The sequence below is a fragment of the Flavicella sp. IMCC45537 genome, from assembly GCF_057197705.1.
Map to the genome: position 1 here is coordinate 1,948,534 of NZ_CM170067.1, position 23,646 is coordinate 1,972,179.

12 protein-coding genes are annotated in these 23,646 nt (G+C 34.3%); all 12 read right to left on the reverse strand.

The genetic code is table 11. The annotated features are described in order from the left end of the window. Positions 1 to 55: 55 nt before the first annotated feature. A complete protein-coding gene (locus tag AC2DGP_RS08155; protein WP_484489570.1) occupies positions 56 to 1,933 on the reverse strand; it encodes a right-handed parallel beta-helix repeat-containing protein in 1,878 nt (625 codons plus the stop codon). A 399-nt stretch (positions 1,934 to 2,332) separates the two neighbouring features. After that, the gene (locus tag AC2DGP_RS08160; RefSeq protein WP_484489571.1) at positions 2,333 to 2,773 is read right to left on the reverse strand and encodes a cupin domain-containing protein; all 441 of its coding nucleotides are present in this window, start codon (positions 2,771 to 2,773) and stop codon (positions 2,333 to 2,335) included. 4 nt (positions 2,774 to 2,777) lie between these two features. Beyond that, the gene (locus tag AC2DGP_RS08165; protein ID WP_484489572.1) at positions 2,778 to 3,491 is read right to left on the reverse strand and encodes a DUF2490 domain-containing protein; all 714 of its coding nucleotides are present in this window, start codon (positions 3,489 to 3,491) and stop codon (positions 2,778 to 2,780) included. Between the two features lie 202 nt (positions 3,492 to 3,693). Continuing rightward, positions 3,694 to 5,256: a sulfatase-like hydrolase/transferase gene (locus AC2DGP_RS08170; protein ID WP_484489573.1), complete on the reverse strand. Its 1,563-nt coding sequence runs from the start codon at positions 5,254 to 5,256 to the stop codon at positions 3,694 to 3,696. A 15-nt stretch (positions 5,257 to 5,271) separates the two neighbouring features. Further along, on the reverse strand, positions 5,272 to 7,080 hold the full coding sequence (locus AC2DGP_RS08175; protein ID WP_484489574.1) for an alpha-1,3-galactosidase-related protein: 1,809 nt from the start codon (positions 7,078 to 7,080) through the stop codon (positions 5,272 to 5,274). 186 nt (positions 7,081 to 7,266) lie between these two features. Continuing rightward, entirely contained in the window at positions 7,267 to 8,118 is an 852-nt protein-coding gene (locus tag AC2DGP_RS08180) for a T9SS type A sorting domain-containing protein (RefSeq protein WP_484489575.1), read from the reverse strand. Between the two features lie 132 nt (positions 8,119 to 8,250). Then, entirely contained in the window at positions 8,251 to 12,027 is a 3,777-nt protein-coding gene (locus AC2DGP_RS08185; protein WP_484489576.1) for a T9SS type A sorting domain-containing protein, read from the reverse strand. A 399-nt stretch (positions 12,028 to 12,426) separates the two neighbouring features. Next, positions 12,427 to 14,940 (reverse strand): glycoside hydrolase family 2 TIM barrel-domain containing protein, encoded by a 2,514-nt coding sequence (locus AC2DGP_RS08190; RefSeq protein ID WP_484489577.1) that lies wholly within the window; start codon positions 14,938 to 14,940, stop codon positions 12,427 to 12,429. 18 nt (positions 14,941 to 14,958) lie between these two features. Further along, positions 14,959 to 16,746, reverse strand: a complete 1,788-nt coding sequence (locus AC2DGP_RS08195; protein ID WP_484489578.1) for an arylsulfatase — start codon at positions 16,744 to 16,746, stop codon at positions 14,959 to 14,961. 272 nt (positions 16,747 to 17,018) lie between these two features. After that, positions 17,019 to 18,386: a sialate O-acetylesterase gene (locus tag AC2DGP_RS08200; protein WP_484489579.1), complete on the reverse strand. Its 1,368-nt coding sequence runs from the start codon at positions 18,384 to 18,386 to the stop codon at positions 17,019 to 17,021. Between the two features lie 72 nt (positions 18,387 to 18,458). Beyond that, on the reverse strand, positions 18,459 to 21,050 hold the full coding sequence (locus tag AC2DGP_RS08205) for a VPS10 domain-containing protein (protein WP_484489580.1): 2,592 nt from the start codon (positions 21,048 to 21,050) through the stop codon (positions 18,459 to 18,461). Then, entirely contained in the window at positions 21,032 to 23,641 is a 2,610-nt protein-coding gene (locus tag AC2DGP_RS08210) for a WD40/YVTN/BNR-like repeat-containing protein (protein WP_484489581.1), read from the reverse strand. Before AC2DGP_RS08210 ends, AC2DGP_RS08205 begins: the two co-directional genes overlap by 19 nt. Positions 23,642 to 23,646: the final 5 nt, after the last annotated feature.

Sequence of the window (23,646 nt, forward strand, 5' to 3'; positions counted from 1 at the left end):
AATTAGTTTCGTTTTAAGTTTGGTTTCTTTTCATATGGTCGTGTTAAGTTAAGAATTATTTAAATTTCACTTTTTCTGATTTTGAATCATTTGAGATTTTCTGCTTGGCTTTCCCTTTGTATTTATTTTTTTTGAAAACTATATTTTTAGAAGACTTCAATCTTACTATAGGATTCTCTGAGAATAGTTGAGGGAAAGTACCTGAGTTGGTAATGGTATTTTTTGTAAACAACAGACCATCAGTATTAGCGATTTCTAGTATTAAATTATCAAAATGATTGAAAGTATTATTTGAAATCTCTATGTTCTTAAAGGCTATATTTTGATTATCATCATCCGTCACAAAACGAATCACCCCTCTATTATATCCAGAGTGATTACAGTCTTGAAATATATTATTACGAATAATTACATTTGCGGCATTTCCGGACTCATACCAATGTCCACTTTCAACCGGAACTAGGATTGCTTCCATTTCTGTACTAAAGAAATTATTTTCAATAACCGTTTTTACCGGATTTGAAATCAAAAGTCCTCTTGCTCTATTATTACTTATCACACAGTTTTTTACCAATAATTCTGGATAGCCATCTAAATTCTCAATCAAATCTCCCGGCTTTAAATCAGCTGGTATCTTTTCATTAAATCTAACAATATGATACCTACTATTTAATTTATCTACACTCTTTAAAGTCAACCTATCATAAGCAAAAAACGAATTAGTCAATCGTACCAATCCAATGGTCTCACCATTTTTACCAATTTGAAAACCTTGTTGTTGATGATGGCCCATTCTTACTCCTATAGAATAATCATCTAATATCTCAACAACTTTTTGATAGGTTCCATGTACATTCGTTGCATCATCTAATTGATTGTTAAAAGTTGAATTTTTCAAGGTTACCTTACCACTGCATCCTACGAAATGCGTAGCATCTGCTGTAGTAGAAACCATTCTACCATGTGATGGCGTAATATTAAAATGATCCAATAATAAATCTGATGAATTTTCTGCTATTATCCCCATACCTCCTGCATGATGAATTTCAACATGTTCTCCCACAAACCCAGTAGTATTTGTAACTCTAAAAGCAGGAGCAACTCTATTATAACCTTGCTGACCTTTCATCACTAAAATCATTCCTACAGGTGGCAATTTCTTTTTGTGTCCAAATAACCTAACCACTCCAGGTTCTAACTGAACAACTTTTAATCTATTTTCTGTACCAATTTTTTTAAGGTTGGGAGCTCTATGATCAATTTCGTACTTGTATTCTATATTTTCAATGTTATGACTTGATTTTACTTTAGCCCCTAAACTTATATTTGTGTAAGATTCGGTATCAAAAGCGATAGCTTTTCTTACAGGATCATATAAAATAGATTGTCCGATTCCATGCTCGTAATATTCCTTAACAAAAATTAATTGTTCATTTCTAATTTCATAAGGATATTCATCTGATATTTTCATATCAAAAGAATGTTCTTCTTCGTTGTGACCAATTATCAAACCTTCACTATGAAAGGCTTGTGCCCAATCAATACTAATATTTTTAACTTTTACGTTTGAACTCCCATCAATAAGGAAAGGAATCATGATTCCATGGAAAATGAACGTTGCTCCATTTCCATCTACGGTCACATTCTTAAAATCTCTTAAGGGAAATGCCGTCCTAACCATCAAATCTCCATGATTAGAAATATGTTCGAACGATTCTAAACCTTTATCCGGATAAAAATGATAAGTTCCTTTTTCAAATGAAATTTCAACGTTTGCACGAGATTCTAATCTCAATATCTTTTGAAGAACATGTGGTGTTGCATCTTCCTTTATAGTGGTTGAAAACTTTATTACATTATTCGTTTGCCCAACAAGTGTTGAGACGGCAATGAAACAAATTCCAAATAAAAATTTGATTTTGTTAATTTTCATAATTCCAGTGTTGATTAATAGGTTCATCAAATAAGCAAATTGCCTATTCAAGCACTGTAAAATTGAAATTTATTAAAAAAGTAAAGGTATTTAGGGGTAAATATGTTGTACTCTGGGGTAAAACAAGTGTGTTTACCAGTGCTTTAATTGCACACAACCTACTGTTCTACTATGACTTAACAAAAAACAAGACTTATAAAAGTGAAAAGGTCACATATTTAATCAATCAGAATATCTAAAACCACCTAAAAAGATACACCACACTAAATGTCTATATCAAATTCAATGGAATTCTTTAAGATTTTTTCAAAACAGGCCAAAATTGATTAGCCCAAGTTATCATTAGAATGAATGTTTATTACCCAAAACACATTATTATAAAAATAACTGCCTGACATATTAATGTACAGAATCCTCATTGGTATCTTTTAAAACAGTAATCGGTACATCTACATTACCAGAATAAAACACCACAATCTGAGCAGGCACATCTTGTTCATTTATCCCGTAATGGTATTTATTTACCAATTCTACAATAACATCTCCTTTATTTAAAAAAAGTTCTTCTCCCTCTTCATCAACAACCTTTAGAGCCCCTTCTAAAAGAATTCCAGAATTGATCACAAGATGTTTATGCCATTTTAATTTGGTATTAGGTGGTATCGTAATTTTTAAGACGGTTACCTTTGGCTGTCCTTTTCCATAACTTGGTAATTGATCCCCATTCCAGCTAGTTGTAGTTTCGGCAAGTTTTTCTAACACAATCTCCTTGTCATATTCTTTAGCACAAGAAATTAAATACAATGATGCTACCCACAAAACAATTAAAACCTTCTTCATAATGTTATTTTCTAAAATCCATCGTTTGTTTATATCCTAACCACAAAATCCCGAACTCATCGGAAATATCAGGAATATCTTTTGAAACGGATGTAAAGTTGTAAAACACAAACAATTTATTTTCTTTGTTAAACTTCACAACCGGTCCGACCAAAAATCTATTTTGAACTGAGAAATCAAAAAAGTCTCCCTTACCAGCACTAAATAAAATTTCATCCCCCACCACAAAAGACAACTTTCTTTCTTTATTGGAATGAGATAAATTTAGCAAAGGAAAATCGAACATAAATCTATACCTAAATCTAAAGTTGAACGTGCTTTCCGAAGGAACACCACCATCGGCAGCAATATTTATAAAACGTTGCTCTATACGTACCCTATTTCCAAAACCTATTTTCCCTAATTTATGACTTGAATTTAATTGTTGATGCGGTCTGAATTCTGTTACTTTTCCTTCTCCATGAAAATGAGTTTTAAAAAAAGCCCCTCCAAGAATTAATTTAAAATTTGGATTAAACGTATAGGAAACTCCTGAACGAATAAAATATTGCGAAAGATCTACAAACCTACCTTCTTTTAATCGATATCCTGCATCAGAAGAAACACCCCATGCATTAGATATTTTAGAATTATTATAATATTGAAACCAAACTTCTTCTACGGCAGGCCTTGATTCCTGAGAGAAACCATTTATAACAGATAAAAAAACACTTGCCAAAAGAAAAAATTCTTTTTTAAAATTAGATCGTATATTCAAAACACTCATTATTTCCCCAGAAACCCAATGGCTTCCCTTTATTTTGTTGCTCCGCAAGTTATTCAATTTCTAAATATTTAAATCCACTATTTTTAATTTTTTATATAAAAAAAACACTCATAAAAATATCTATAAGTGTTTCTAATAATCAGCTGAAAAAAAATTACATCCTTGTTAAAAGCGACTTTATCTCCTTTTCAATTTTAGGGTTTTTATCACCTGACAATTCCATATAATTCCTCAACTCCAAGCAAAGTTTTTTTACCACCGACTTGTATTTTGAATCATCGACAAAATTTATTACTTCATTTGGATCTTTTTCTATATCAAACAACCATGGTTTCTTGTTCGCTATTATATGCAGTTTATACCGTTGCGTTATTGCGGCATAATGTCCCAGTCTCGTAAAAGTTACATCATTCCAATCAGAGGGAGCGTTACCTTGTAAGATCGGTGTTATATCCCTTCCTGCAACCGGTGGACATTCAACTCCTAAAAGATTCAAAAAAGTAGGCATCCAATCTGTATTATTAGCAGCTAAATTCACTACATTTTTTCTTGGAATTAAAGGGCTATTATTATTTTGCCCATGTGCTAATACAAACGGTATTTTTGCAGAAGCTTCATGAATCGTTCCCTTATTTGACCTAGCATGTTCTCCTAGCAAATCACCATGATCAGAAGAAAACATGATAATCGTATTTTCAAAGATCCCCTCCTCTTTTAATTTTTGCATAATCCTACCGATATTATCATCAATCAATTTGACCATTCCTAAATATTGGCGAATGTCATGTTTCATTTTTTCTTGGTCATCTGACTTACCATCAGGTTTTTGCCAAGACTGCAAATGTTTTTTATTTTTCTGTGCTATATGGTAGGTTTCAGGTAATTTCACCTCTGCATTATCCAACAAAGTGTCATACGGTGCCCGTACTTCATTTGGCGTATGTGGATCTGGTATACTAACCACATAATAAAAAGGCTTACTTCGATTGTCTTCAATAAATTCAATCGCCCTATCTGCCAACCAATCCGTAGTATGTTTTACATTTTTCGATCTCTTATCAGCAAACAACTGTTGACCATATGCATCGGTTCCTATCAACTTTGGTTTTTTAGCTGCTCTGTAAGGATTCCCTTCAGAATCAATCCCTTTATATTTATCATGCCCTCCATTAAACATGTAACGTTTATCCCGAAAACCATAAGTATCTTCAGGATGTCCAACAGGATAAGGAGACCACCATTCATCTTTATCTTTATTTCCATTGATACCATTGCTTTCAGCCAAATGCCATTTTCCAGCATATCCAGTTACATATCCCGCATTTGATAAAACATCTGCAATAGTTACTACTTCAGGTTTTAGGTATTTTCCATCCCCTTTTTTATTAGAATTGTTGGGAATCCCTAAAGTCATTGGGTACATTCCGGTAAACATAGATGCTCTTGAAGCTGTACAGACTGCTGCACTGCAATACATCCTATTAAAAATAGTTCCATACTCCGCCAATGAATCTATGTTAGGAGTTTCAACAACGGCTTCTTTTCCCCAAACAAAAGCCTGATCCGAAGTCAACTGGTCTCTATAACAACCAAGTGTTCTAAAATTATGCTCGTCTGTAATGATCCAAATTACATTTGTTTTAGGTTGATGCTGTCCTTGAATTTTAGACAAGGATAAAAACAAACAAGCCACTAGTATTAAACTATATCTATTCATTTCTCTGTTTATAATTTATTTAGAAATCCCTTTATTCTTACTTAGCTTAAAATTAAGATCACTATCGATTTTCTTAATGGATATAGGCCATTTAAAACCCTTAAATTTATTTTTCGATAGCACCGTTTCTTCACAATAATTAAAGTCAAATGCAGGCAATTCACTTCCAACTGGATAATATGTTGATAATTCAATAGAATTCCCTTCTATTTTCAAACCTTTGACAGATTTCGCATACACCAAATGACCATTAAAACTTTTAATTATATTGTTAGAAAAAGTTATATTAAAATGATATTTTTCATCTCCTAAGTATTGTTCCGTAGTCAACATGGGAGAAGCAAATAATGGGTAAGACTCACCATTTCCATAGCCTATATTTTCAAATACATTATTCTTAATTACAACATTCCTTACACCTCCCGATTCATACCAAGATTTATTATCTCCTTCTATTAAAATGCCATGCATCTGAGATGAAAAATAATTATTCTCAACCAACACATTCCCCTTTGTAGTAATCAAAGCGGACCTTGCACGATTCTTACGAATTATATTATTATTGACATATAAATCCGGATTCCAGGTAATATTTTCAAAAGAAAGAAGTCCTTTGGTTTTACTAGGTAACTCAGCAACAGTAATCAAAACACGTTTGTCATTTAAAATTTTAGTTTTTGTAACGGTCATTTCTTGAATTGGCAAAACCGTTTCTCGTGATGTTAGCATAATTTTATCTCCTGGCTCCGCAAAAACGAGTCCCCATTGCTGTTTATGGCTAATTTCACATAAAAAAGTATTCTCCCCTTGGTATTCAACTACTTTTATATATGCTCCATGCACATTGATCCCATCATCCATCATTTTCTCTAACAAACAATTTTCAATCTTTATCAATCCCTTACAACCTAGAAAATGAGTTGCATCTGCTCTCGTAGACATATGTCTATCAGATCTTGGAGTCACTTTAAAGGTATCCAAGCTAATGTTTTCACATCTTTCTGCAATCAAACCCATTCCACCTGCAGCATAGACAGTAACATTGTTTATAAAATTATCTTTAGAACTAGATAAATGAATCGCTTGGGCAAATCTATTCCCGCCTGGACTAGGTCCATAGGTAGCAAAAACAGTTCCTACGGGTGGAGTTTTCTTAGTAATATTTGTAAACTTAACTGTCTTATTGGTTAGTTTTGAAACTTTCGTTTTGGAATTATATTTTAAAAAATAATCCTTAGTATGCCACATGGCCGCCTTTTTCTCTCCATCATAGGCAATATTTTGACCAATTATATCCCACCAGTCATAATGATGGAAAAGAATTTGATTCTCTTTTACATCAAACTCAAATTGCCCTTTATTTACTTCTGCAATGAATGAATTCTCATTGGTATTATTTTCTAGTACGATTAATTCATTTACAAAAGAATGTTCCCAATCAATCGTAAAATTTTTAAGAACTGTATTGGTACAACCCTCTACCGTTATGGGGCAAATTTTCCCATGAAACATAAATGTAGATCCATTTCCATCTAAAGTAAAATTGGTAAAATTAAATAGAGGAAAAGCCAATCTTTTCAAACTATTGTCATGATTCGTTACAGCTCTATACTGTTCTATGGCGTTTTCAGGATAAAACTCATATTGTCCTTTTGGAAAAAACAATGTGATTCCCTCCTTACCTTTTAAACTATCTATCAATTGGTTTACCTCAAAAGTTACATCCTTTCCTGGTTTAATTCCATGGTCCGCTACATTGATCATTTGCGCAAAGGAAGTAACACTCTTTATTAAAAGTAACCCTGTTAAAATAATTTTCTTCATTCATTCATATTTAACTCCCCTTTTAGAGAGATTGATTCAGTATTCATATCAAAAATACCCTGACAACATACTTTTCATGTCTTTAAGCGTTTAATTTATGTATGCATACATCCAAAACCGTCTTTTATAGAAAAGAAAAAGGCCTCATGTTTCCATGAAGCCTTTTTAAATAATTGAACTTAATAACTACTGAATCACTACTTTTGTAACAAAAGTTTTCCCTTCAGAAATCACTTTTACAATATAAATTCCAGAATTTAAACCTGAAACATTTAGGGATGTATTTGATGAAGTTGTCTTGATACTCTCAACAATAACTCCCGAAATATTGGCCAACTTAACTACACTACTTTTCGGACATTCAATATTTAAAAACTCATTTTTCGCTACGGGATTAGGATAAATACTAACTCCATCTAGTGGATTTGAAATTTCACTAGATAATACTGACGCAAACGTTACTACAATATCATCAATATATACTGCACCATCATCAGAAGTATCTTCCGGATCTGCATTAGCTGGAAAACCATTAAATTTTAATGAAAACCAACAATCGGTACCTGCTATAGATGCTGTGAACGGAAGAATTAATGGTTCCCAAATATCTTCAGTTAAACTTGTTAAACTAAAACTTAATGGTACTGTTTCAGTTGGGTCTCCTCCGGTATTTGTGTAGGTCACCACTAAATTTGAAGGATAAGCTCCAGTTACCCTAGCTTTCAATGATAGGGTATAATTTGCTGCCATCATATCAAATTTCCCAGTAGATCCATCTCTCCACGTCTGAAGCTTCGCTCCAGCCGTTTCATTTCCTTCTACAGGTAATTTCATACTGTGTGGAGCACTACTGTAAACTTCATCCGTTGTAACCAAACCTGCTGTTTGTGTCCATGCCTCAGCAGGTCCATCTCCAGGTGTTGAACCAGCAACATCGAAACTAAAATCATCGAAACTGAAGTTTGAAACCTGTGCATTTAAGCCCATTCCTGTAATCATTAGAGTCGCAAGACTCATTTTAAGTAATTTTGTAATCATAATTTAAATTTTATTGTTTTATCGTACAAAACAACTTAAATCACAAAATCAAATTGTATCAAGGAATAAAAAGGATGTCTTTACAGGTAAAAACCATCCTAAAAAAATAAATTGCTCTTTATAATTGAGCAATTAGTCTTTTACAAACGTTCCTGATATCACTGCATTATCACTACTGATTTTATAAAAATAGACTCCTGGACTAAGATGAGCTACATTGATTCCTGAATCTGTTACTTCGGCAACAGATAACATAACTTTACCTTGAACAGATACGACCTCGATACTAGAACTACCCTCTAAATTACTAACATATAAAACATTTTGTACAGGATTTGGATAAGCAAAAACGGAATGTTTCAAAACAACATCTTCTGAATATACCCCTTGACAGTCCTTATTAGTTTTAACTTCTAATGTATTAATCCCCTGTTTCAATTGAAGTCGAATATCATCTTTTTGGGTTACAAATTTCTCATCATTTAAAGTAACTGAATACAAACTACCACCTTCCAGATGTAGTTCTATTTTTTTCGAATTTTCATCCACCTTTGAAGCAACTTGCAATTCTTCAGGCTCTCTTATCACTAAGTCATATTGTTTTGTTGTTGCGTCATTCCCAGGTTCAACTATAGTCAATTGATAATCTCCTTTACCTAAATTTTCAAAAATCACATTCCCAGAAAACTCAACCGTCTCATTTATACCTGATCCTATAATCGTTGCACTATAGCTCTTTGACTGCTTACTTACAACATTAACAGAGCCATTTTTTTCTCCAAAACAGGTTGCTCCAACTGTTACTACACTAAGAACATCGTCTTCTGTAATGGATGGATCCTTTGCTGTATACCAACCACTTCCTCTTGTGGAGGTATAAAATTTTCCAGGCACATTAAAATCTATAGCAATATCATTAATTCTGTCAGCTTGACCATTGCCTTTATTTATTTTTCTCCATGTATCCCCTCCATCTTTAGATACATAAGCACCTCCATTTCTTAAATCAACCTTAGAGTTTGGTAAGGTAGATAATAAGATAATATTCGGATTGTATTTTGCTACTTCAATTCTATTAACCCAAGGATAATCAAATTTTTTCACCCAAGTTTCCATATCGTCATCACTTACAAACATTCCACCCGTATCCTCATTCTTAAAACCAGTGGTAATATATGCCTTCCCGTCAGAAGCAAAATGAATATCGTTAACTCCAGATCCAGCTCTCAAAGAATTCGTACTTGCTACTTCTTGCCATGAATCCCCTCTGTCTAAACTTTTATACAAACCTCCATCATCATTTATAACAGCCGCGTACAGAATATTGGTATCATTAGGATCAAAAGCTATTCTCGCAACATCTCTTGATGCAGGCAAACCTGTATTAACTTCAGACCATGTTACTCCTCCATCAGAAGACCGATGAACTCCCCAGCTTTGAGAACTATCACCAACCCACTCTAGCTTCAAACTAGACTTAGGAACACAGAAGTACATATAATCCGGATTATTTTTATCTATCATTAATCCAATTTGATGCACTGCTTGATCACCACTTCCCGGAGGTGCGGGAGCCCAAGGCTCAGGAATAGGAGTTCCTATCGGGGCCCAATTTGCACCAGCATCTGTCGTTTTATAAATTTTACCTCTTCCTGATTGTCTGAAAAATGTAGCAAACCAAGTATTTTTTTCTGTAGGATGCACCGCAACGGAACTTACTGAATGTTCTTGTTTTACGCCACTACTATTAAAGACCAACTGCATCACAGAGCCTCCTTGGGCGTTACTTCTAACTGTTGGACCTTCTTCATTTGTAATCCATAAACTATTTTCTCCGGAAGGACAAAACACTCTATTAGGCCATAATTCAGATTGATAAAAGCCATGCCCGGGAACATTACTATTTCCGGCTCCAACCCATCCCTCTAAATCAAATTCTGATTCTTTTGCCTCTTCATCATCAATATCCAACCAGGTATCTCCTTTATCATATGATACAAAACCAATTTTTGCCAATTGCGTGTATAACACCGTTCCATCTGCATTGAACCTAGCAAAATTACATCCTTTCCTTTCGTAATTATCACGTTCAAACCAATCACTTTTGTATTTAAAAGTTACATTAGAAGACATTGGGTTGTTTCTGATATCTACCCAATAATGATCATCATCTCCATTACTCCATTTTTTTCCATTTCTAAAAGTTACAAACCAATCCGTTCCGCCATTTGAAGTTCTCCATATCTGTCCTGGTCTAAAATTGTTTTCCGATGCATTAGAGTAATCATTTATTAGATATACATTGTTTACATCATTCGGATCCACTGTAATCATATTATACCTTGTGGTGATACTTGTAGGTAATACAGGATAGGTGGTTTGTGCTACTTCCCATGATTCTAATCCAAAATAGTGAGCTATAGATTGATAATAATCTTTAACAACATCTGCATTTCCACTAAACACATTAAGATCAATAGGTAAATTGCTAGTCACATTTGACCAGGTCTCCCCCCTATCTGTACTTTTAAAAATTCCACCTTGATCATTTTCTACTGAAAGCCCAGAAGCAGTGCTTTTTTCTTTCCAAGTAACATTACTTAAGGCGTAAATAGTAATTTGGTCCGTATTTTTATCATGATGCATCGACATTGACCTAATCATATCATGATCTATACCATCAGATTTTAAAGTCCAAGTTGCGCCAGCATCGGTACTTTTATAAAACCCATAATTTGAACCTGCATATACAATAGAATTATCTACGGGATCTACCAAAATAGTTTCAAATTCTGCCTGTGTATCTATCCCTGTATTCGATAATGTCCAAGTTTCTCCTTTATCAATACTTTTCCAAAGTCTTCCATTTGCATTAGGGTCAACATGTGTTCCTTTAGGGTCCGATTCTGGATATAAAATACGACCATAATCTCTCATTCTACCTGCTCCTAAATACCAAATATTATCATCTGTTGGATCTACTGCTGCTACAGATAAATAATTAGCGCCTACGGCAGTCTGTGCTGTTTCTATCAACTCCCAAGTTTTCCCTCTATCAGTGGATCGATATATATCTCCTTTTGCTTTTCCTGTAGAGATTCCATAATCCGCATCTTGTCTAGAAAAGTCCAAAGAATACATTTCTAACGGACCTCTATAACCTGAACTAAAGGACCTTGCATCTTCATTCATTATAGTTTCATAAGTAAATCCTCTATCAGTAGATCGATAAGAATTCCCCATATTTGGACTTGTAAAATGTATATCCGGATCTGTTGGATGTGTATAAAAACAACGGTTATTACCACTCATACCAGGTCCAAACTGAACCCATTGAACTGTTTCATCTGATTCTAAATCAGTCGTTTTTATTTTATCAAAAAAACCTGGTATTACCTTTTCTATTTTAAAATCATCAAAATAATATTCGCCACCACTAGAAACATTGTCATTTGGTCTTAATGAAAACAAAACGTAACCATTTGAATCGCTGACAGTAGGGGAAAATTCAGTACTATAATCCGACCAATCAGAATTAGTCAATGAAAAATTTATATGTCCTATTTTTGTACCATCAGAACTAAATATTTTTATATTCGACTCATTATTATCACTAGGAGATATCGCTTTATACTTAAACGAAATTTTATAGACTTCACCTTGCTCCCAAGTAATAACAGGCTTTGTTGTAAGGTTACCTTTCTGATCAGCTCCATTAAACTTCATTTGAAACCCATACAAATCAGTATGTTTCGAAACCGTATTGATTTCATAAATCGGAAGACTTGCATTGAATTCTTGCCAATCTTCTAATAAATTATTTTCAAAGCCACTAAAGAAAAGCACCTCTTGAGAAAATGTAAAAAAAGGAATCAGCAAAAATATTTTAAACGTACATTTCAAATTCATAAAAATTTATTTTCGTTACCTACAAAGATGAGCTTAAATTTCTAGATTTATTATTTCATATGTTTGATAGGCCCTAACAAATGTTTTGTTAAAAGAAAAAAAAACGAAACCACTATATAGTTAAGATATATACAGTGAGGTAATTTTAACTATAGTCAATGTTGTTTTTTATCAGCTTTTAAAGGTGCTTAGTTTATATCGTTCAAAAGAACTTTCAGGAATACTCGCACTCCATTTTTTTTAACGTTAAATACTATTTCCCTAAACACTCCAGCACAGGAATTATTCTTCTTTTCATTTCATTATTACAGAATTCAAACTACCCAAAGATATACTATTGCACAAAAAAAGCATCTTTTAAAATTAAAAGATGCTTTAGTTTAGGACAATTTTGAGTGTCTATTTTACTTCTATTAACACGGTGTTACTTTTCAAACCATCTGCCTTCGCAGATATTAAATTAACCCCACTAACATTTCGTTTAGACTGAACTAACAATAAAGCTTTCCCGTTGGAAGTCTCCAAAGATTTAGATTTAAAATCCTGGATATTTTTCACAGAACCATTATCTACTCCTAACGTGGTCAATTTCCCATCTACGGTAAAAGTAATTTTAGCTTCTTCTGCAGATACCTCATTACCGTCTTTATCAATTAATTGCGCTACAACGTGAGCAACATCATACCCATCACTTTTCAAGGTTGTATGATCGATAGTTAGTTTAATTCTAACGGGTTTAGATGTTGTTTTTAAAGTAGAAGAAACCCCTTCACCATTGTTTACAGCTTTCACAGACAATACACCTGGTTGAAAAGGCACTACCCAACGTAAAATTCTATCGGGACTTCCGCTTAATGACCTAAATCCTAAAGATTTTCCATTTAAAAACAACTCTGCTTTTGGCATATTACAAGGAACTTCAACCACCACAAGTTCTCCTTCTTTATAATTCCATTTTTTCTGAGCTTTATGGTTATTCCACTTTAATTTTTTTGTTGGAATATTTAATTTTCCACTTAACTCATCATAAAATGTAGAATCCGTCAATGTATAGGTTCCGATGGCAACATGTGGTTCATCAACCCAAATACTTTTAAAATGATCCCAACCTATTTTTTCAAAGCCTGCAAAATCAAGGATATCGCCATCCCAACCTTTTTGTGGCCATTTTTCATGAGCTTCTCCCATATAATCTATACCTGTCCACATATACATACTGTAAACCATTGGATCCTCAATAATTGAATTCCATTCTTCCCAAGTACCTGAATTTTCATTTCCTGTAAAATGCATTTCTGGATAATTTTTCTTACTCCAGTCGTATTGGTTTATTTGATAACTAAATCCAACAATATCTAATGCTGCTGCATACCCACTTGCTAAACTAGCCACAGGTATAATTAAATTCGCTGTAATCGGTCTTGTAGTATCTACTTCTTTTGCCCAAGTAGACAAACGTTTTGCTGTCTCAGCCAATTTATATTTCCTGTCAGGTAGCGCATTATATCTATCCTTCATTTCTTTGGCTGTCAATTGAGGTATTCTATTCCAATAACCACCAGTACCTGGATCCCATAAACCACTAACATATTTGTAATCTTTATAAGTCCATTCTATTTCATTTCCTATACTCCACTCAAAAATTGCAGCGTGGTTTCTGTCCCTCAACATAGCTCTTTTCAAATCACTTTCTCCCCATTTCTGAAAATGCTCCGTGTAACCTGTTGTAATATAATCACTTTCTCTTTCAATCATATTCCAACGTTTATCCTTTGGATTATCAAATTCGTCAAAAATTTCAGCTTGGACTAACATTCCCATTTCATCACATAAATCTAAAAACTCTTGAGAAAAAGGATTATGAGAAGTCCTAATCGCATTGACACCAGCCGCTTGCAATTTTTCTAAACGTCTTCTCCACACTCCCTTTGGAACAGCTGCTCCAACCAATCCACCATCATGATGAATACAAACTCCTTTCACAAAAATATTCTCACCATTTAAGGTTAACCCTTTTTCCTTATCATGGATAAATTTTCTAATCCCAAAAGTAGTGGTAAACGTATCAACCTCTTCTCCATTCAATAATATTGACGTTTCCGCTTTATATAAATGAGGAGAAACTGTATTCCACAACTGAGGACTTTCAATATTTATTACTTGACTAAACTCAGACTTATTTCTTCCTCTTACCCGTTGTTTTTTTGAAACTACACCTACAACTTTCCCTTCAGGGTTCAGTATTTTAGTTTTTAGCACAAAAGACTTGGATGCCTTATTTTGATTTTCAACTTCTAAAGCAATATGAACCTCCGCTCTATTTTGGTTCACAACAGGTGTTGTTACAAAACCTCCCCATATTGGGATATGCAATTTATCTACAGAAACTAATTTTACATTTCTATAAATACCACTTCCAGAGTACCAACGGCTGTCAGCGTATCTAGAATGATCTACATGTACCGTTAAAACATTGTCGGATCCGTCTGTCTTTAAATATTTAGTCAACTCAAAATAAGAAGGAGAATAACCATAAGGATTCTCTCCTAACAACTTTCCATTCAACCAAAAAGTAGCATTGTTATAAACACCATCAAATAAAACATAAAACGATTGTTTTTTTACATCTCCAGGAGTTTTAAAATGTTTTTGGTACAAACCAACTCCTCCGGGTAAATACCCTGTACACCCTTCAAGTTTTTCACTAAAAGAAGCCTCTACACTCCAGTCATGAGGGAGTCTTATAGCTCTCCATTTTTCATCATTTAACGGTAGCTCTGTAGGTAGTTTTGTTTCTTCTACCAGATTAAACTTCCAATCAAAGTTAAAATCACTTTCTCTTTCTTGACCTTTCGAAACCTGTAACGTGAAAATTGTGAAGCACAATAACGACAAGCATAATTTAATTCTCATTTTTTTTATTTTAATTAATTACTTTTTTCCTAAATATTTGACATATGTATAGTAAACACCATACTTACTTTTTCCTTCAATAAAATCATTCACAAGAAATGTTTTTCCTATTGACAAGCGCACTTTAAAAGTGACTGCTTCATCAGTATTGTGAATCTTCTTTTCATGTATTTGATTCTGCACCTTAAGGATTGCCTTTTCTGGCTGTATTGTTTCATATTTAAACAAGCCTTTTGGATTCACGTTTGGAATCCCCCAAATTGCCCCCCTACATTCTAGAGGCCATCTTCTTAACTGAATCTCATACAAACCTTCTCTTTCTATCCTTAATGCATGAGTATTGTTCTTATTTTTAACTCCTGCCGCCACTTGCTCACATTTCCAAATTCCTCCATCTTCACCAATTGCATGCTGAATTGTTAATTTAATTTGCGCTTGTTGGTCATTGCCTATTACTTGAGTTGGTAATTCGCTGTACTCAGAATTCTGTTTCGTTTTTTTAAGAAAACGGGCATTTTCTGTCAACATCTCATCCATCAGTTCAGGATAATTGTCCGCTAGGTTATTAGTTTGTTTCGGGTCCTTTTCAATATTGTATAACTTTTCTCCATTTATCAATCTCCATTCGTTTTTCATGATACATGTCTGATCAACATCCTTGGGCTGTCGCCAATCCTGACGGTGATGAACATAAGCAATTCTTGATGCATTTTTATCCTTTTGGTTTGTTAATACATTCGAAAAATCTATACCGTCAAACGAGACCTTACTTGGAACTTCTAAATCGCATAAATTAGCTAAGGTTGGAATCAAATCAACATGTGCAGTCAATGTCTCTACATCTTTACCTCCAGAAATGCCTCCCCCAGGCCAACGTATAAAAAAAGGAACACGATGTCCACCTTCTTGTTTGCTTCCTTTAATTCCTTTATACCCTTTATTATATCCTAAAGTACCATCATTACTGTAACCGAACCTAGTTCCGTTATCACTCATGAATATCAAGATGGTATTATCTAACAATTTTTTATCCACCAAGTATTGATAAAACTTTCCAAAATTCTCATCAATGTTCGCAATCATTCCATACAGATTGGCACTAATAATTTTTTCACCTTCTAACGCTCTATAAGGTTTCGCATATTTTTCATCAACAATCAGAGGATCATGCGGTGCATTTGTTGGTAAATAAACAAAAAACGGGCTTTCTTTATTTTCTTCAATAAAATCTATGGTTTCCTTAAACCACACATCTGTACAATATCCTTCAAACTGTTCCGGTTTATTATTTCTATAATACACATCATTGAAATAACTGTTACCCCAATAATCAGATAATTCACCTACACCACCGGCCAAATGATGTACGGCCGTATCAAACCCCATATCTGTGGGTCTTAACGGATAATTATCTCCTAGATGCCATTTACCAAACAACCCCGTTTTATACCCATTACTTTTAAATGCCTCTGCTATGTTAAAGGTATTTTCAGTTAACATATCTCTTCCTTTAAAGGTAGCCCAAGCCCCATTATTAATTGGATACTTACCGGTAACTATTGCAGCACGTGTTGGTGTACATAATGGGCTAACGTGAAAATCTGTAAGTCTAATTGCCTCTTCGTAAAAAGCATCAATATTTGGTGTCTTTAACCAAGGATTCCCCATACATCCTAAATCTCCAATTCCAAGATCGTCTGTTAAAATCAAGATTACATTAGGAGGATTATTCTTTGTGGTTGCATTTATTGAGTGATTCATAAATGAAATCATCAAGCAACAAAGAATAATTTTAGACACTTTCATAGGTTTAGAGTTTAGTTGGATAAAACTACTTAATTCAATCTATTAGCATTAGAACAAATCACTCAAAAAACAGAAGATTTTCTTTATACAACACAGTTTTCCCTAGACAAAAACTAAACATTTATATATCTCCCCAAAAACAAGAAACTCTGAACGTTCTAAACGTCAAGAGTTCTTTGAAAATTTTAATTTCTATGTTTCTAAAAAACTAGTTGAAAAAATGATTGTTTTTTGTCTTTACAACCATCACTGCATAAAAGTCGTATACTATTTTAATAGTCGATGCCCGTAAAAATATCCTTCCATGATTGACTGCTAAAACAGGATGCAGGCAATCCAGCAGTATTAAATAAAGAACCTTCAACATAAGAACTCCAAGCATAACGTACATGTAATGGTTTTGGCACTTGCTCTGAAACCACTTCTAAGCAAGCCCCCTTCTTAGTTATTTTAGCCGTTGCCGGATAAAATATACCGTCCACACCAGCTAATTCAAAATCTTTCAAAGGTTTCCCCAGACTTGTAAGTCCGTTTGCGGTTTCATCAAAAAATACGGTCACCTTATTTCCTTTTATCATTTTTGATTTGTAAACAGGTCCATTGCAAGTAATTCCCGTAATTCCATAATCGTTATATAATGCTAAAAGAGCCAAGCGTTCCCCTACTTCCTTTTTTTTAGGAGGATGAATTCTCGTTTTATATCCAACATCGTTAATCACGGCCATTCCTGTTTTTGGAACTGTTGACCTTGTTTTTAGTTGTGCCTGTTGAATTCCGACCCATCCATTGCCACCAGGACCATAGGGGGCTAATTGCACAAAATAAAAAGGATAATCTCCTTGTTTCCATTTAGTTCTCCAATTTTTAATCATTGCAGGAAATAATCTTGAATATTGTTCCGGATTCCATCTATTTCCTTCTCCTTGATACCAAATTGAACCTTTTATGGTAAAAGGTATTAAAGGATTGATCATTCCATTAAATAAAACAGCCGGGGATTTAGTATTTACTTTTTGAGAAGAAGCATTTTTAAACTCTGGAAATTCACGATCTAAAACATCTCTTGAAGTCCAAGCTTGTAAAGGAGTTCCTCCAACATTACTAGAAATTAATCCTACCGGTACATCTAAAGATTCTTGAATCATATTTCCGAAAAAATAAGCTACAGCACTAAATTCAGCTGCCGTTTTAGGGCTAGCAACATCCCATTGACCTCCACAAACATTTAAAGGTATATTGCTCACTGCTTTTTGAACATTAAAAAATCGCAATTGAGCATTTGTACTTTTTAATATTGCTTCGTTGCTTCCTTCAATATGCTGACCTGGCCCTCCTTTAAGCTTCATTGCCATATTAGACTGCCCTCCGCATAGCCAAACCTCACCCAAAAGAATATCTTCTAATAGAATTTTCTTAGATCCTTCTACCAGCAGGGTATATGGACCACCTGCTTTTCCTGTTTTTATGATTGTATTCCAAACTCCTTTAGAATCAGTTTTGGTCTTAGCGACTTCTCCCCAACTACTGGAAATGGAAATTAATTTATTAGGTTTATCAACTCCCCAAATATTCACTTTGGTATTCCGTTGCAACACCATGTGATCTTGAAATACCGAAGCAATCTTTGTTTGTGATGACATGTTTAGACACCCAACAAACACCAACACATAACTCAACACGTTTTTTATCATCATAAACTAATTAAGAAACTACTATTCAGACCAGCCTTTATCTGTCCCTTTTAAATAACCAATTGCCCAACCACTACCTTTTTGAGAACACCAAAAAACATCCTCTCTATAGGGATCCGGCTTTATATCCACAATTCTATCATGTTGCCCCAAACCATTATTTACTTTAGTCCAAGAGACACCTCCATCTAAAGATAGGTAAGCGCCTGGATTTAATTTAGATTTTGAGTTTTTCGTTTTTGGTGGCAGAGGAGCCGAAACAGTTATAATTTTAGAATTTACGGGTGATGTTTCACATTGCCAAACATAAGGCATGTCAAATATTTTTTCCCATGATTTTCCATGATTTTTACTTCTCCATACACCGCCACCTTTGTCGGTTGCAGCTTCATTTCCACAAGAAATAAATAGATATTTCGTATTTCTATCGATAAACACATTATTCACAAATTCAATTTCATCGGGTATCGAAACTTCCTTCCATAAACCACCTTTATTGGTAGATTTAAACAATCCTCCATTCTCACTATTTACAGCGGTATATAGGGTTTCAGGATTATCAGGATCAAGTACTAATCTTCTAACACTATAAGCTTCAGGAAATCCGTTATTGATTAATTCCCAATGACAACCACCATCAGAGGATCGATAAAACCCATAATCCCCTCTAGTCAATTCCGTTGCATAAGGTCCAGACACTTGAGAAATTGGTTTTCTGGTTGCACAAAAATACATGTTATTTGGGTTTACCGGGTCTATTGTTAAAGAGTTAACAAAAACCAACCTCATATGAGTCGGTACATCTGCATCAAAAATAGTGGCAATATTTTCCCAAGTTTTACCACCATCAGTAGACTTTCTAACCTTCCCTCTATTATTTTGTCGATATGACATAAAAAAGATAATATTTGGATCCTGAGGATGCACTGCCACCGTACCTGCAGAGTGAGAACCTCCATGATGAATTTGGCCTTCTATTTGTGTCACAGCAACATCCATTTTATCAGCATGATCCCCCAAAGGTGCCGTTTGCCAAAGACCATGCTCTCCACTACAAAATAAATATCTATCTTTTATTCCTGTCTCTAACAACATAGTTCTCCCGGGTAAATTACTACCACCTCTACCAATCCAGTTTTTACTACCTGGTTTGCTTTCATCATCATCAATCTGTTTCCACGTATTCCCCCCATCGTTTGATGCCAATATTTGTTGGTCTAAACATATATACGGGGTTCCATCTACACTTAATTCTAAAAACCTATTACCCCACGATTCTTCTTTCCTATCCATTTCAGGTTGCATATGAGCAAAAGTTGTATTCATATTCACATCATTGCCTCTAGATTTCCAATAAGCTTTATCTTTTCCGTCAATCCAATACTTACCTTCTCGTGCAGCAGCTTTCCATGTACGCCCACCATCTTCAGATTTCCAAACACCACCAGGTAAAAAGGCCTTATCGTGTTTGCTATTGTGAGAAAGATAGATTTCATTTTTATCTTTTGGGTTTACCTGAATCCGATGCCAAACATCCAAAACTTTTGTTGGATACTCAGGATGTTTTAATCGAATAGACTTTATATTCGTTTGAAACCAATATGCAACAGAATTCCAATATTTATTCTGCAAAGTTTTACTTGATATTTGACTCATATCTACTGCCAAATCTCTGGTAATATTCTGCCATGATTTTCCGCTATCTAAACTTTTAAAAACTCCTCCTTGAGTTTTCACAGTACTTCCACTTCCAATAAAAGCCGTTTGTTCAACCAAATACAAAACGAATTCCTTTGATTTTTTATCATAATAAAAATCCAAATCCCTAGGTCTATTTACAGGCAATCCTTTTGCGCTCATCTCCCAAGTAACTCCTTGATCAATACTCCTAAACAAGCCTTCATTTGTTGCTGCTATAAGTACATCAGAATCGTTAGGATCTACTACAATTCTTCCAACATCAATTTTAGGTGAATTGCCTACTTTAAACTTCTCCCAAGTACGTCCCTTGTCTCTACTGCGATAAATTGAATTTTTATTCGTTTTTCCAGCTTGGCCGTTTTGATGACGCCAATTCTTTTTCACATTCCAAAAATCACCAGGACCGACATACCAATTTCTATCATTAGAAGGGTCAACAACAACCACTGAATGACGACCTTTAAAAGTTTCTATTTCCTTCCAACTTCTACCTCTATCTAAGGTTTTATAAAGTTTTCCTCCTCCAGAAATTGACATTCCAAAATCAGCATCCTGATAAGAAAAGGCAAAATTACGCATCCTTGCCAAGTCTTTTCCAATGCCATTTGGATCTTTAACCGTTTTCCAACTTTTTCCTCCATCCCAAGAACCATAGGTATTATACATATCCGGAGACATCATAATTACATTTTTATCCGTTGGATGACACCAAAATTCTTCACAATAACCCGACATTCCCGGACCAACTTGCCTCCATTGCACCAAGTCTTCAGAGTCTACTTCTTTTGAGTGCAATTTTTTAAAATATTTTTTATCTAATTGCGCATGACTCATAAATGAACCCAGCAAAAAAAACACAAATAGCGTTACTGCTTGCCTTATCAATTGATTCCTTATTTTTCTTGTAACCATCCTTCTTTACTTCCGTTTAGATAAGCAATAGACCAAGCACTACCCCAAGATGCACACCACAAAACATTTTTATTATATGGATCTGGTTTTACATCTACTATTTTATTTGGTTGTCCCAAACCATTATTTATTTTAGACCAACTTTTTGCTCCATCTGTTGTAAGGTATACCCCAGGATTCTTAAATTTAGTAGCATAATGCCCTGCTACGCTGATTACAATTAAATCCTGATCTACTGGAGATGATTCCACTTGCCATACAAAAGGGGCTTTAAAAATTTGTTCCCATTTTTTTCCATTGTTTTTACTCCTCCAAACTCCACCTTCTTCATAAGTCCCGTTTTTTCTTCCTGTGGCGATATAAATATTTTTATTATTTCTATCAATAAAAACATTATTTACAGCTTTTATCATAGAAGGAATTTTTATTTTCTTCCAAGAATCTCCTTTATTGGTAGATTTATATAACCCACCTTTATTGTCATTGGTTGCGGCGTAAATAACATTTGGATTCTTTGGGTCCAATTTTATTCTTCTCACACTCGCCCCACTATGGAAACCTTCATTACTCATTTCCCAAGAGTATCCACCATCAAACGAACGATAAAACCCAAGACCTCCTTTTGTTAATTTAGCGATACCATTTCCTACTTCCGCAATTGGCTTTTTAATAGTACAGAAATACATATTATTAGGATTTTTAGGATCAATAGTCAAGGAATATTGTGGTACCAACCCTTGATAAGATGGATTACTTCCTTCTAAGATTGTAGAAATATTCTCCCAAGTTTTCCCTCCATCTGTACTTCTTCTTAGTTTCCCTCTATGCTCTTGTCTCCAAGCCAATAAGTACAATGTATTTGGATCATTTGGATGTACTGCAACTGTTGATGCCGAGTGTAAACCATGATTTTTATGATGATCATGTACCTGACCTTCTATTTGCTCAACTGCAACCGCTTGTTGGTCTGGCCAACCATCTAAATCAGTTGTTTGCCATAATCCATGTTCTCCACTACACAACAGCCTTCTAGACTTAATTCCTGTCTCATGCAACATAAATCTTCCTGGTAAATCACTGGCACCTCTACCAATCCATTTATTACTCCCAGGAGAAGTTTCATAATCATCTATTTGACTCCATGACTTTCCATTATTATCCGATCTTAACGTTTGCTGATCAATGCCTATAAAAACGTCACCTTTGGAATTAATCGCTAACATTCTATTTCCTGATCTTGCAGGTTGATTGTTCATATAGGTTTGTAAATGTGCAAACTCAACATTTGTACCTACCGAATTTCCTCTACTTTTCCAATAAGCATCATCTTTTCCTCCACGCCAATACATCCCTTGTCTAGCGCAAATCGTCCATGTTTTCCCTCCATCCTCAGTTTTCACTAAATCTCCAGGACCAAATGTTTTATCATGTTTTTTATTAAAAGCTAAATATATCTCATTACTATTGGTAGGATTGATTACCATTCTATTATAAACAGACAGTGTTTTAGTAGGCAGTTTTCCCAAACTCTTTTTTATTTCCTTTTTAGAAATCCCAAACCAATTGGCAATAGTATTATAATACCTGTCTTTTTCTGGAGAGAAGGAAATTTTATTCATATCAAAATATAAGTTCCCTGTAATATCCTCCCAAGATTTCCCTTCATTTGTACTTTTGTAAACACCACCCTTTGCCGCAGTAGTATTCCCTGATTTTTGATAAACCGTTTGCTCTACCAAATACAGCTCAAAACCACCTGTTTTCTCATTATAAAAAGAAGTAAAATCTCGTGGTAAATCATTCGGTAACCCTTTATTTATAGACTTCCATTTTTTACCGCCATCCGTTGTTTTATAAACACCATAATTAGTAGCTATAAAAACGACCTTTGTGTTTTTAGGATGATAAACAATTCTTGCTACATCTAAATTTTCAGAGATATCAGTTGCAATTTTTGTAAAAGATTTCCCTCCGTTAGTCGTTTTTAGAATATATCCATAACTCGATCGACTGCTATATTTTCCATGGATATTTTTCAAACTCCTGTGATTATTTTTCACATTCCAAAAATCACCAGCTCCAATCATCCATTCGTCATCATTCTTTGGGTTGATTGCCATTTTAGTATGAGCATTGGTGTATTTACTTCCTTTTTTCTCTCTTTTAATTTTATAAATTTCTTTCCAATTCCTTCCCCTATTATAAGAAGTATAAACACCTCCAGCTCTTTCTAAAGCTACGCCAAAATCTGGATTTTGCTTAGAAAACACAATATCTAGAACACGCTCCATATCCCTACCATCTCCATCTGTATCTTTAAGAGTTTGCCAAGATTTTCCATTATCCCAACTACCATAGCTCACATGCATATCTGGTCCCATAAACATGGTATTAGAATCTGTAGGATGACACCAAAATTCTTCATTATAACCTGCCATTCCAGGTCCAAATTGTTTCCAAATAATATTTTGATCCGAAACAACCCTTTCATTTTTTATTTTTTTAAAAAAACTATTTGAATTTTTAGACTTCTGAGCATTTCCAATGAAACAGAAAAGTACAGCTACTAGTGTTATTTTTATTTTATTCATAATGA